The sequence below is a fragment of the Microcoleus sp. PH2017_24_DOB_U_A genome, assembly GCF_020738205.1.
In the GTDB taxonomy this organism is placed as follows: domain Bacteria; phylum Cyanobacteriota; class Cyanobacteriia; order Cyanobacteriales; family Microcoleaceae; genus Microcoleus.
Genome location: NZ_JAEQCT010000150.1, coordinates 1 through 11,759, shown reverse-complemented (window position 1 = coordinate 11,759; position 11,759 = coordinate 1). Strand labels below are relative to the sequence as shown.

Here is an 11,759-nt window from a genome sequence, read left to right as displayed (position 1 = left end):
TCTGGTGATGAATCTTTCTGCCAGGGTACGGCAGGCTTTTTGGCTTTTTTTCTGTCTATTTCATAACAAAAACCTTTTTTGATGTTTTTTGGCTTAAATTATTGGTAAAAGCTATGTTTCGCCAGAACAAGATTGATAAAACTTATATTGTCGAGGCGATCTCAAATTCACTCATCTTTCTAAATGCTGTTTTCTGACTTTTTCAGCAAGCCCTAATTAGTAATCAAAATGGGATGACTCGCATTCCCCGCTACAAACACTTTATAAAACAAGTTCGTAGTGAGGAATTTATTCCTCAAAATCCTAGGACTAAAGTCCTCACTACCAACAGCAGTTTTTACCAGAAAGAATTGGTTTAAAGGCTCTTCCTTGTAGGGAGAAATTAAAATCAGACGATTCATTACTCCAATCCTCTTCCTTCCTTTGTCAACTATCAACTGTCAACTGAACTTAAGTAGCCTTTTTCTGAGGAGCTACCATGCGTTCTACACTCATCGCAGCCACGCTCAATGTCACCACAGCCATGCCGAGAATTGCTACAGGCTGCAACTTTTCATTGATAATTATAAACCCGAAGAGTGCTGTCATCGCCGGGCCCAAAGTGCCAATTACTGACGCTAAGGCCGCCCCCGCGAACCGGATGGCAAAATTGTTCAAAAGATAGCTAAATAGTGTCAGTACGCCTAAAACAACGCCTCCCACAATCAAACCAGGCCAAACATTTTGGTCGATTTTCGGAGCCAGATTCTCTGACAGCGGTACCCACAAACTCAGGGACGAAAATACAAAAATCGCGCCGAAATTAACTAAACTAAAAGGAATCGGGTGCAGTTTGCCGGCGGCCATTTGAGTTAGCAATACGTAACCTGCAAAGGTAATCCCAGAAGCCAGTGCAGCGGCGACTCCTACCTCGACATTGCCACCGCCAGGAGCTGGCGCAGCAAAACTCGGCGATCCAACTAAAATCAGACCTGCGGTAATCCCCAACATCGCCAAAAAGCCGATCGTACTCGGACGAGCGCCAAACAAGAACCAAGAACCCAGTACGGTGACGATCGGGTAAATAAAGAAAATTGTAATAGCAATCCCCGCCGGAATATTGCCGATCGCCAAATAAATCAAAACCTGAGACAAAAACAGAAAAAATGCGCTTCCTAAAACCTTGCTCCACAAAGATAGATCGCGCGAGTAGAAAAACCGTTTAAGATCTTTCCAGACAGAAGGATACAGAAATGTTGCCAATACTGGCATCAAAGCCATCACCACGATCAGCCGCATCAACAAAATCAACAGAGAATTTCCAAAACCCCGAGTCACCACCCCATCAAGCTCAAACACGCCAAAAATCATCCGAGGATTTCTGCTTTTAATTAGAATTCTCAAACAAACATTAAACAGCGACAATACCACCGCCGAAGACAAAGCCAGAATCAAACCTGCTTGCACTTGAGAAGTGGCTGTTGCGACTGCCGCAGGCGCTGCTGAAGGCTGTGGAAAGGCTTGCCGCGGCGCATCCGCAGGTGTTGGCGGCAAAACTTGCGGGCGGATAGAATTAGTTGCTTCCTCGGGATAGGAATCTTGAGCGTCGAAAGGATTGTCAAGATATTCTTCTTCTACGAGTTCTTCCCGAATGCGGTTGACGAGATTTTGTAGCAGTTCTTCCCCTTGGAGTTCGAGGGTTTTCATGTTGTTGAGCCGCATGGATAGCTCGCTTTCATAGCTGCTCAAATCTTGTTCTAGCATCTGGAAACTGCGATCTATCCGTTCATCGAGCGCCGCCAATAACTCCGAGGCCCGTTCGTCATAGTTGCTAGGGGGCATGGGTATGGGGAATTCGCCGCTGGGAATTGGGCTGCTGAGAGAATGGCCCGAGTTAGCGCTGAGTTCGTTGAACCGCTGCACCAACAAATCCTGCAAATTGTGAGCCAAAACTTGAGCCAACTGCTTCAGCCACAATTGCTGCTGCTGAATGTATCGCCCAGACAGAGATTCCATTTGCTGAGACTGCAATTTGCGATATTGCTCCCGGAGGCCTTCAATATCTTCAATCAGGTGATTTTTTTCAGTTTGCAGCCGAGTAATGTCCTGGTTTAACTGACCTTTGACATTTTCATGCAAAGCGTCCAGTTCCTGCATCACTGAGTTGAGGACTTGTTCTGCTGATTGTGCATCCCCTGCGTCGCCTTTTGGCGAGTATCTGTTCCGGTTCGCCATTAGCCTATAACCTCTAATTTAAACTGCACGAGAGAGTGTTCTTAAGTATTTTGGCTGCATCAGGTCGCAAGTTCTAGTGAGTTGGTCTCAAAGATTGCGGACGCTGTTGAATCTATGGTAGTCGCTGAGCTAGAAATGTTAGAAAATTGCGTGAAGCGAAGCTATCCCGCTCTTAATCGCCCCAAGAACACTTTGTGCAATTAGAAATCATACTACAGCTTGACCTCTGCACCGATTGCTCCGGGTAATTCTCGCCTCTAACTCACCCGCCTCGCCAGCCGGATAACCTCTTCCCCCGACAACTAAAGTTGAGGGTAGGGCCGAGACTCCTCACCCCTAAAGGCATAATTTGAGCATTAAATGGCTAGAAACCGGGTTTCTGGGCCCAAGTCTCTCACACACTCTTGCACCCGGATTTTTGATATTAAAATTTCCGATCTTGCGATCGCCAAAGTTTGAAGAGGCGATCGCACCCTCAAAAGCAACCTGTCTCATCAAAAAACTAACACATCCCATTCTCCAAGGGCAACAGATCTGGCATCTGAAAATTCTGACAATTGCTTTACGATAAGAATTTGGTTTAAAGCCCCAAGCGCGATCGGAAGAGCTTAAAATCAGACGATTCATTACTCCAATCTTCTGACTTCCTTTGTCAACTATCAACTATCAACTATCAACTGATTTTCTTTTTCAACCATCAACCATCAACTGTTAACTGAATGAAAAGCGATCGCCAAAGCCTGAATATTTCAGACTAAGCCGAAGTGTTTATTTTTCCGGCATCATTTGCCCAGCAACGCCTGTGGTTTCTAGACTAATACTCACCGTAAAACACTTTATACAATTTAGTAACAGCACTGAGATTCAGTTGAGAAAGCCCTGTATGGAAGTGCTGGCTTGACAGCTAAAGCATTGTTTGGAGAAGGAAATTATCGCGGTTCTCAAAAAAGTGAGGTATGCCCACGGATGCCTATGCCCTATGCCCTATGCCCTATGCCCAGTCGTACTTCATCTTTCGCTTGAAAGGCTATACACACCTATCGCGTTCATTTAACTAAAATCCATTGGGCGATGCTGAAAATGCTAGCACCCAAACCGGCGGCGATCGGGATTGTCACCACCCAAGCCGAACCAATTGACTGCAAAGTTTTCCAGCGTACCGATTTCCAACCTTTAATCAGCCCGACTCCCACAACTGCACCCACTAAAGCGTGGGATGTGGAAACCGGCAAACCCAAGCGAGATGCTAATAATACTGTGGTAGCTGTGGCTAATTCCGCGCAAAATCCGCCGCTGGGTTGCAGTTGGATGATGTTTTCCCCGACTGTAGCGATCACTTTTTGACCCCAAATGGCTAAACCGATGACGATTCCTGCGCCTCCGAGGACTAAAATCCACAGGGGAACGTTAAAATCTTCTAGGGGAAAGGAGCCTGTGCGCTGGATGTAGGCGATCGCAGCTAAAGGCGCAACGGCATTCCCTACGTCGTTGGAACCGTGTGCAAATGCCACAAAACAAGCGCTCAGCACTTGAAATCTCGCCATCTGTTGCTCGATGGAAGAGTGAGGGAGAGTGGGAGATGGGGAGAGGGGGAGAGTGGGAGATGGGGAGAATATTTCCTCTTGCTTATTCTTTCTATCTGTTACATCCCGCACATTGCTCGCTGCCGAACCTTCTTTCTCTAACTTTTTCCAGCTATTGAGGGAAAGCCCGATCGCCCCAATACTCCCGATAGCAATCGCAATATCGTGAATTGGCAGATTCCAGCCAAGTCGATCGCGCGCGAAGTCGATCGCGCCTGTCTGCACCAAAGCCACATCCACAACAGACGGCAATACAATTATCCCAAATACACTCAGCAGCGCTGCACTCAGCCAAGGTATCCACTCGCGCAGTTGAAATAGAGGATCGGGGCGATCGAGAATCCAATGCTTCACCCCACTATAAAATAGTGCAGCTAAAGCACCGCTAGCAAAAGGTGTCGCCACCCAAGTTAACGAAATCCTGCCGATAGTCGGCCAATCAACCGCATGAATTCCCGCTGCTACCCAGCTAAAACCTGCGATCGCACCTACCACCGCATGAGACGAAGAAACTGGCAAACCTAGACTGGTAGCAATTTGCAGCCACAAGCCACAAGCTGCTAGCACTGACACCATCCCGATCAAAAATACCTGCGGTTTGTCTGCGAACACTTCTGCATTCACAACTCCTGTTGCTAGAGTTTCGGAAACTCCTTGCCCGAACAGCACGGCACCAGCAAACTCTAGTATGCCTGCAACAATTATTGCTTGCCGCAGCGTGAGCGCCTTCGATCCTACCGATGTCCCCATCGAGTTCGCGACATCGTTAGCCCCCAAGTTGGCGGCGACGTACAAAGCTAGTATCGCGATCGCCCCGAGTTGCAGAAATACGACCAAGGAAGTATTTAACATAGAAGTTTTTTGAGATAAAACTGGCAGTTCGATATATGATAGGGGATTGTGAGTTTTGGAAAATTTTATGAAAGGCGCAGCAGAAATAATCCGTTCGATCGAGACGGAAGAAATAAATAGAGTCAAGGTAGAACTAAGCAAAGTTCTACCAGAAATTTACGTAGGCGACACCGTGCGCGTCGGCGTGAGAATTAAAGAGGGCGCGAAAGAACGGGTTCAACCCTACGAAGGGACTGTGATTGCCATGCGTAACGGCGGCATTAATGAAACAATCACTGTGCGCCGCGTGTTTCAAGGCGTCGGCGTGGAACGGGTGTTTTTGATTCACTCGCCCCGCATCGCTACTGTTCAAGTCATGCGCCGCGGTAAAGTCCGTAGAGCAAAACTTTACTACCTGCGCGATCGCGTCGGCAAAGCTACTCGCGTCAAACAGCGGTTCGATCGCTCCCTGTAGGAATGCACCCAGCTTCCTCTTGGAGAGACAGAAAATGGGAAATTGAAAAATTCAAAAAAAAGTTTCCCATTTCCGAGCGCACTGTGTTAAAATAGAAATCTAGAGGTTAAGCGAATTTCAGCAACCTCACCTGTGCGCTCTTAGTTCAGTTGGTAGAACGCAGGTCTCCAAAACCTGATGTCGGGGGTTCAAGTCCTCCAGGGCGCGCTGAATCACCAAAATTTTAATTCTGCCCGAAAGCGCCCGGATAATTGGCTGGAAACAGCCGAAACCGCAGACTTTCGGGTAGAATTAATTTTTGTGGGCGGTTCGCAACAAAGGCCATCAACAAATGCTCGGTGTTGCTTCTCGATCGCCTTTGAGGGCGATCGGCACATACACCGTTAGATGGGTTGAGCTTGTAAAAAAGTGCTGGCTTTGGATTTGAGATTTTGGACTTGGGCGTAAGTGGTTAGTGTCAAAAAATCAGATAGCCGCGAGCCACTCACAAAATCTAAAATCTGAAATCTAAAATCTGAAATCGGAAGGGGGATTCGATCGTGGCGAAAAAAGACGAAGCTCAAGAAACTCAAGAAATGACTGCGCCTGGGTTCGATCCTGCGGGTTTTTTTAAGGAAACTAGAGAAGAACTCGACAAAGTGGTCTGGCCGAGCCGCCAGCAGCTAATTAGCGAGTCTTTGGCCGTGCTTTTGATGGTAATCCTCTCAGCAAGCCTGATCTATTTGGTGGATAACTTCTTTAACTGGGGCGCAGGAAAGGTGTTTGGGCCATGACTTTTGCATCAGAAGAATCTGATTATTCCACAGAAACGACGGGACAGGCAGCATCGCCAGATGTGCCGGAGATTCAGGCTCGCTGGTATGCTGTTCAGGTAGCCTCAGGCTGCGAGAAGCGCGTGAAGGCAAACTTGGATCAGCGGATTCAAACTTTGGATGTTGCCGATCGTATCGTTCAAGTCGAAATTCCGCAAACTCCAGCGATCAAAGTCGGCAAAGACGGTTCCCGGCGCCAGTCAGATGAGAAAATTTTCCCCGGCTACGTACTCATCCGTATGTATATGGACGAGGATACGTGGCAGGTGATTAAAAATACCCCGAATGTAATTAATTTTGTCGGGGCAGAGCAAAAACGCCGCTACGGGCGCGGCAGGGGTCACGTCAAACCGCTACCTCTGAGTCATTCGGAAGTAGAACGGATCTTCAGAAACGCTCAGGAATCAGAACCAGTTGTCAAAGTATCGATGGCGACAGGAGACCACGTTGTGGTACTTTCCGGGCCGTTTAAGGATTTTGAAGGTGATGTGATTGAAGTTAGCCCGGAACGGAACAAGCTCAAAGTTTTACTCTCGATTTTTGGGCGCGATACGCCTGTAGAATTAGAGTTCAATCAGGTTCAGAAACAGAACTAACTAATGGCAAAGAAAGTTGTTGCAGTAATTAAGTTGGCGATTACAGCGGGAAAAGCCAACCCAGCTCCTCCTATCGGCCCAGCCTTGGGTCAGCACGGCGTCAATATTATGATGTTTTGCAAGGAGTACAATGCTAGAACCGCAGACCAAGCAGGTCTCGTGGTTCCGGTAGAAATTTCGGTTTTTGAAGACCGCAGTTTTACGTTTATTCTCAAAACCCCCCCGGCTTCGGTTTTGATTCAAAAGGCTGCTGGTATTGCTAAGGGTTCGGGTGAACCTAATCGCAAGCAAGTAGGGACAATCACACAGGCTCAGTTGCGAGAAATCGCTGAAACTAAGATGCCTGACCTTAATGCTAATGATGTTGAAGCTGCTATGAAAATTGTAGCGGGAACAGCTAAAAACATGGGCGTGGCGATCGCTGATTAAAGTCAGTTGACAGTTGACAGTTGACAGTTGACAGTTGTCAGTTGACTCCGAAAGCAGTTGGCAGTTGGCAGCAATCAATCGTCAGAATCGGAAAAATTTTAGATTGGCAACGATCGGCTGATAAGTTCAATCGAAAATCCAAAATCGAAAATCCGAAATCGCAAGTCGATTCAGGGGGAGAAGCAAAGCTTCGCTAGGAATCGCAAATGTTTTAGATTTGAAATGACCGAAACGGCTCAATTCTTAAATCTAAAATCTCACATCTCAAATCTACTAACCCCAAAAAATAACAATGGCAAAGAAAGTATCGCGAAGATTGCAAGAACTTCAAAAGAAAGTTGAAGAGAGACCTTACCTACCGCTGGAAGCTCTGCAACTTTTGAAAGAAACAGCAACCGCTAAGTTTGGCGAATCTGCTGAAGCTCACATCCGTTTGGGAATTGACCCGAAATATACTGACCAACAGTTGCGGACAACTGTATCGCTGCCAAAAGGAACTGGTCAAGTAGTCAGAATTGCGGTGATTGCTAAGGGCGAAAAAGTTAAAGAAGCTCTGAATGCCGGCGCAGATATTGCTGGTTCTGAAGAGTTGATCGAGGAAATTCAAAAGGGCATGATGGACTTCGATTGTCTGATTGCTACTCCAGATGTGATGCCGTTGGTGGCAAAATTGGGTCGGTTGTTGGGCCCGCGCGGCTTGATGCCTTCTCCAAAAGGCGGCACAGTGACGACTGACATTGCTCGGGCGATCGACGAATTCAAAGGTGGTAAACTAGAATTCCGTGCCGATCGCACAGGCATCGTTCATGTTATGTTTGGCAAGGCAGCTTTCTCAGCGGAAGATTTGCTGGTCAACCTTCATGCTTTGCAAGAAACTGTTGACCGCAACCGTCCTTCTGGTGCGAAAGGTCGCTACTGGCGCAGTTTGTACGTATCCGCAACTATGGGCCCATCGATCGAAGTCGATATCAGTGCTCTGCGCGATACCAAACTTGATGCTGCTTAGCAAGAATTAAGCCGAAGGCAGAAAGTAAAAGACAGCTTCGGCTGTCTGTGTAAATCTCTCACGAGATTTGCTGCATACCCTTGCTAATGTCTGCCGGATGGTGATAGCCTAATCAAAAATCAATAAGCTGAAGACCGCAGGTGCCGAGTGCTTAATTTCCTGCCGAGGCTGAAGAAATAAAAACTCAAGAAAATCAATTAAAAAGTTCTATCTTTTAATTCCTAATTCTTAATTTTTAATTCTCTGCCCCGGCTATAAGGTTGGGGTTTTTGATTGGCAGTTTGAGATCCTAAAAGGAGGTGAAATTAGTATGGGCAAAAGTTTAGCAGTAAAAAATGAGATTATTGCAGACCTCAAGCAAACCTTGAGCGAATCTCAACTGGTAATCGCGATCGACTACAAAGGCTTAACTGTTGCTGAAATCACAGATTTGCGGCGGCGTTTGCGTCCCAAAGGCAGCAGTTGCCAAGTGGCAAAAAACACGCTAATGCGAATTGCTGTTGAAGGCAATGAAACATGGCAGCCGATACAGGAATTGCTGACAGGTACGTCGGCATTTATGTTCGTGCAAGAAGATATTGGCGGCGCGATTAAGGCTTACCAAGAATTCCAAAAAGCTTCCAAGAAGACTGAAGTTCGCGGCGGCGTGATGGAAGGACGGGTGCTGAAACAAGATGATGTTAAGGCATTAGCGGATCTGCCGTCGAAGGAACAACTCATGGCTCAAATTGCTGGCGCTATCAACGGTGTCGCAACCAAGTTGGCTGTGGGTATCAATCAAGTTCCTACTTCGATCGCACGCGGTCTCAAAGCTTATGCTGAAAAAGACGGCGATGCAGCAGAAGCACCAGCAGAAGCAGAAGCACCAGCAGAAGCAGAAAGCGTATCTGCTTAGATAGTTTTGAGTTTTGAATTGTGAGTTTTGAATTGAGAAATCTCGAACTAGAAAATCACAACTGACAACTGACAACTGACAACTGACAATTAATCAAATCGAACTAGGAGTTCAAAAAATGTCTACTGCAACCGACGAAATCTTAGAAAAACTGAAGACTCTGAGCTTGCTCGAAGCTTCTGAATTGGTCAAGCAAATTGAAGAAGCTTTTGGCGTTAGCGCTGCTGCTCCTGTAGGCGGCATGATGATGATGGGCGGCCCTGCTGCTGCTGCTGAAGAAGTAGAAGTACAAACTGAGTTTACTGTCATGTTGGAAGAAGTTCCTGCTGACAAGAAAATCGCAATTCTGAAGGAAGTCCGCGCAATTACCGGTTTGGGTCTGAAGGAAGCGAAAGACTTGGTAGAAGCCGCACCTAAGGCAGTTAAGGAAGCTATTGCTAAGGAAGCTGCTGAAGAATTGAAGAAGCAGCTTGAAGCTGTGGGCGCCAAGATTTCTATCAAGTAGTCATAGAGTCTAGAAAACTCGGCGGTTGAAACCGCGTCTATACAGACAAAACCCGCCTCCGCGGGTTCAAGATTCGGCGGTTTGAACCGCCGTCTTTTTCTTGAGTCCGCGGAGGCGGACATTGTTTGTGTAGACGCGGTTTCAACCGCCGTCTGATCAGATCTTCGTTCGTGTAGACGCGGTTTCAACCGCCCTCTGATCTGCGATCAAAACTCCGCCTCCATCTGCCGCACGACAGTTAAAGCAGAATAGGAAACACCGGCGGTTCCTTCTCCGGGATGGGTGGAGTCGCCGACTAACCAGAGGTTTTTAATTGGCGTGCGGTTGGCAAATCCGAAAGGGCCGAAGGTTGGTATTCGCTGGCCGATGCCGCCGACAACGCCTTTATCTCTCGCTGTGTAGCGGGCAAAGGTGCGAGGTGTTGCTGATTCTTGATGTACAATTTTTTCGGGTGTCAAATTGAAATATTCGCTCAAACGGGCGATCGCACCTTCAGCGTATTTTTGCTTCAATCCTTCATAATCAGCAGAATTCCACCACATTCGAGTATCAGTAAAAGACGAAGCAATAATTGTCGCCATTCCCTGCGGTGCTCGGCCGTCGCCCGCATGACTGACGGAAACAAATAACGAATTATTCTCACCAATCTCGCCGTCGTAGTCGTAGAGAAACTGAAGATGCGGCGGACAATTTGCCGGAATTGCGCTTTCATGCACTCCCAAATATATCACAAATGCGCCGGATGCAGGCGGCAATTTATCAACTCGATGTTTGTAGCCGGCCATTTGATTTGGTAGTTGGTTTGTGGTCTCGGAATTATCTGTTAAAGTTTCTAAAACAGGCTCGCTTGACATCAATTTAACTAGATTTTGCGCGGTGACGTTGGCAACAATGCGATCGCAAATTTCTGTCCAAACTTCGCCTGTTTTTTGATTGCGAATCACTGTGCCCGTGGCTTTGCCGTTAGTGGTGACAATACTTTCGACTGTATGCCGCAACAGCACTTTGCCGCCGTAAAGCTCGATCGCACTTACCAGGCGATCGCTCAACACCTGCATACTTCCTTGTAAATGATACAATCCCTGCGGCTCTTGGGAAACTCCTAAAGCCGTCGCCGCGTACAGCAGCGCCGTTTCTTCGGTATCAACTTGGGAATACAATTTTAACTGCAAATCCAGAAAAGTTCTCAAGCGCAAATTGTCGCCCAAACCGCACAAGCGCAAAGCATCTCCCACCGTCATAAAAGTGAAAGGCAAAGTAATTAAAGTATCGGGGCGAACTGCTTGAATTAATTGCCAGAAATCCCAGAAGTTTCTCGGCGGTAAAACTGGATCGCGCCCTTGAAATTTCCAGCTAGCTTGGAACAATGCAGACAATAATTGCCAAAAAGGTTCGCTTCCGGGGAATTGTTGCTGTCTTTCTGACTGCCATTTTTGCGGATCTCGCCACACGCTAATCGGTGTCGTTTCTCCCGGCAAAAATACCGCACAAGCGGGATCGCAGGGTGTGGCGGGGGGAAGTTCGATGTTTAATTCTGAGAAAATTCGGTGGTGAATGCCTCCGGGTTCCAAGCCTGCAACCTGCGTGGCGCCGACATCGAAGGTAAAGCCTTTGCGTTTGAAGGTGGAAGCGCATCCTCCGGGGACGATCGCCTGATCTAAGACTAATACTTTGTATCCTCTATGGGCAAGCAAGGCTGCTGCTGTCAGCCCGCCGATGCCGGCGCCAATTACTGTGACGCGGCCCTTGGTGTCTGTTGCACTGGATTTGCTTTGACGGGTGCGATCGGTCATCATAATTTATTTATTGTAATATTTCTTAATATTATGGTCATATTTTGCCATAAAAAGCTCTTGTAGCGACAGGTTCAAATCTATCGCTACAAGAGGAAGGAGGCCGAGTTTAGAGGACGTTTTAGGGGTAAAGTGCTCCGGGCGCACCCGAAACGTTAGACTGTGGCGTGCTGATGAGAAAATCAGGGACGGCGCCACTTGTTGAGATAAGCTTCGCCAATCCCAGCCACAGCTTGCATTTGAACTAGCTGTTCCCGTAAAGCTTTGATTGTTTTTAGCTGTTCTTGAGACTCTTGCTGCAAAGCCTCGTAATTTAGCTGTTTCGCAGCACTTTGGCTTAATTGATCTTTTAGAGAGTGGAACTCGGTCAGTTGAACTTGCAAGTTGCCGATCGCACTTGACTTTTCTGCTAACTCCTGCTGCAAAGCTTCGTAACTTGACTTCGATACAGTTTCCTGCAATTGGCTTTCGAGATTTTGCTTTTCGGTAGCGAATTGCTGCTGTAAAGATGCGATCGCACTTTCTTTTTCGCCCAATTGATGCTGCAAAGATTCCAAATCGCTCGACTTGGAGGCTAGTTGCTGCTGCAATTCGTTAGCCCAATGTTCTTTTTCGCCCAA

12 protein-coding genes, 1 tRNA gene, 1 pseudogene and 1 other annotated feature are annotated in these 11,759 nt (G+C 47.2%); of the genes and pseudogenes, 9 read left to right on the top strand and 5 right to left on the bottom strand.

Going from position 1 to position 11,759, the window contains the following annotated elements; all coding sequences use genetic code 11:
* Positions 1-212 precede the first annotated feature (212 nt).
* The 3 genes from JGK07_RS30825 to JGK07_RS30815 form a co-directional block, all read right to left on the bottom strand.
* Positions 213-401: a hypothetical protein gene (locus tag JGK07_RS30825; protein WP_293186754.1), complete on the bottom strand. Its 189-nt coding sequence runs from the start codon at positions 399-401 to the stop codon at positions 213-215.
* Between the two features lie 49 nt (positions 402-450).
* The gene (locus JGK07_RS30820; protein ID WP_293199059.1) at positions 451-2,214 is read right to left on the bottom strand and encodes a DMT family transporter; all 1,764 of its coding nucleotides are present in this window, start codon (positions 2,212-2,214) and stop codon (positions 451-453) included.
* A 1,046-nt stretch (positions 2,215-3,260) separates the two neighbouring features.
* Complete coding sequence (locus tag JGK07_RS30815; protein ID WP_293186752.1) at positions 3,261-4,649, bottom strand: inorganic phosphate transporter; 1,389 nt, start codon at positions 4,647-4,649, stop codon at positions 3,261-3,263.
* 67 nt (positions 4,650-4,716) lie between these two features.
* Here JGK07_RS30815 and rplS point away from each other — a divergent pair, with 67 nt between their 5' ends.
* From rplS to rplL, 9 genes are all read left to right on the top strand, one after another.
* A complete protein-coding gene (gene rplS / locus JGK07_RS30810) occupies positions 4,717-5,103 on the top strand; it encodes a 50S ribosomal protein L19 (protein WP_293186751.1) in 387 nt (128 codons plus the stop codon).
* Between the two features lie 134 nt (positions 5,104-5,237).
* Positions 5,238-5,310, top strand: a tRNA-Trp gene (locus JGK07_RS30805).
* On the top strand, positions 5,281-5,490 hold the full coding sequence (locus JGK07_RS30800; protein WP_293186750.1) for a hypothetical protein: 210 nt from the start codon (positions 5,281-5,283) through the stop codon (positions 5,488-5,490). The genes JGK07_RS30805 and JGK07_RS30800 overlap by 30 nt, the downstream gene beginning before the upstream one ends.
* A 152-nt stretch (positions 5,491-5,642) precedes the next feature.
* On the top strand, positions 5,643-5,876 hold the full coding sequence (gene secE / locus JGK07_RS30795; protein ID WP_293128199.1) for a preprotein translocase subunit SecE: 234 nt from the start codon (positions 5,643-5,645) through the stop codon (positions 5,874-5,876).
* On the top strand, positions 5,873-6,511 hold the full coding sequence (gene nusG, locus JGK07_RS30790; RefSeq protein ID WP_293186749.1) for a transcription termination/antitermination protein NusG: 639 nt from the start codon (positions 5,873-5,875) through the stop codon (positions 6,509-6,511). The genes secE and nusG overlap by 4 nt, the downstream gene beginning before the upstream one ends.
* Positions 6,512-6,514: 3 nt before the next feature.
* Positions 6,515-6,940 (top strand): 50S ribosomal protein L11, encoded by a 426-nt coding sequence (rplK, locus tag JGK07_RS30785; protein WP_006635588.1) that lies wholly within the window; start codon positions 6,515-6,517, stop codon positions 6,938-6,940.
* Positions 6,941-7,232: 292 nt separating this feature from the next.
* A complete protein-coding gene (gene rplA, locus JGK07_RS30780; protein ID WP_293186747.1) occupies positions 7,233-7,946 on the top strand; it encodes a 50S ribosomal protein L1 in 714 nt (237 codons plus the stop codon).
* Positions 7,947-8,055: 109 nt separating this feature from the next.
* Positions 8,056-8,227 (top strand) — a sequence feature (ribosomal protein L10 leader region).
* 29 nt (positions 8,228-8,256) lie between these two features.
* The gene (gene rplJ, locus JGK07_RS30775) at positions 8,257-8,841 is read left to right on the top strand and encodes a 50S ribosomal protein L10 (RefSeq protein ID WP_293186746.1); all 585 of its coding nucleotides are present in this window, start codon (positions 8,257-8,259) and stop codon (positions 8,839-8,841) included.
* A 118-nt stretch (positions 8,842-8,959) separates the two neighbouring features.
* Positions 8,960-9,346 (top strand): 50S ribosomal protein L7/L12, encoded by a 387-nt coding sequence (rplL, locus tag JGK07_RS30770; RefSeq protein WP_293186745.1) that lies wholly within the window; start codon positions 8,960-8,962, stop codon positions 9,344-9,346.
* A 206-nt stretch (positions 9,347-9,552) separates the two neighbouring features.
* On the opposite strand, the gene crtD is transcribed toward rplL, so the two are convergent.
* Together crtD and JGK07_RS30760 are read right to left on the bottom strand one after the other, a co-directional pair.
* Positions 9,553-11,142 (bottom strand): C-3',4' desaturase CrtD, encoded by a 1,590-nt coding sequence (gene crtD, locus JGK07_RS30765; RefSeq protein WP_293186744.1) that lies wholly within the window; start codon positions 11,140-11,142, stop codon positions 9,553-9,555.
* Between the two features lie 179 nt (positions 11,143-11,321).
* Positions 11,322-11,759, bottom strand: a pseudogene (locus JGK07_RS30760) (CopG family transcriptional regulator); the annotation flags it as partial.

Bases quoted from the DNA above. Each gene is read 5' to 3' on its own strand.
- rplL (WP_293186745.1), top strand. From the start codon at position 8,960: ATGTCTACTGCAACCGACGAAATCTTAGAAAAACTGAAGACTCTGAGC.
- JGK07_RS30820 (WP_293199059.1), bottom strand. From the start codon at position 2,214: ATGGCGAACCGGAACAGATACTCGCCAAAAGGCGACGCAGGGGATGCA.
- JGK07_RS30825 (WP_293186754.1), bottom strand. From the start codon at position 401: ATGAATCGTCTGATTTTAATTTCTCCCTACAAGGAAGAGCCTTTAAAC.
- rplK (WP_006635588.1), top strand. From the start codon at position 6,515: ATGGCAAAGAAAGTTGTTGCAGTAATTAAGTTGGCGATTACAGCGGGA.
- crtD (WP_293186744.1), bottom strand. From the start codon at position 11,142: ATGATGACCGATCGCACCCGTCAAAGCAAATCCAGTGCAACAGACACC.
- rplA (WP_293186747.1), top strand. From the start codon at position 7,233: ATGGCAAAGAAAGTATCGCGAAGATTGCAAGAACTTCAAAAGAAAGTT.
- nusG (WP_293186749.1), top strand. From the start codon at position 5,873: ATGACTTTTGCATCAGAAGAATCTGATTATTCCACAGAAACGACGGGA.
- JGK07_RS30815 (WP_293186752.1), bottom strand. From the start codon at position 4,649: ATGTTAAATACTTCCTTGGTCGTATTTCTGCAACTCGGGGCGATCGCG.
- rplS (WP_293186751.1), top strand. From the start codon at position 4,717: ATGAAAGGCGCAGCAGAAATAATCCGTTCGATCGAGACGGAAGAAATA.
- rplJ (WP_293186746.1), top strand. From the start codon at position 8,257: ATGGGCAAAAGTTTAGCAGTAAAAAATGAGATTATTGCAGACCTCAAG.
- JGK07_RS30800 (WP_293186750.1), top strand. From the start codon at position 5,281: ATGTCGGGGGTTCAAGTCCTCCAGGGCGCGCTGAATCACCAAAATTTT.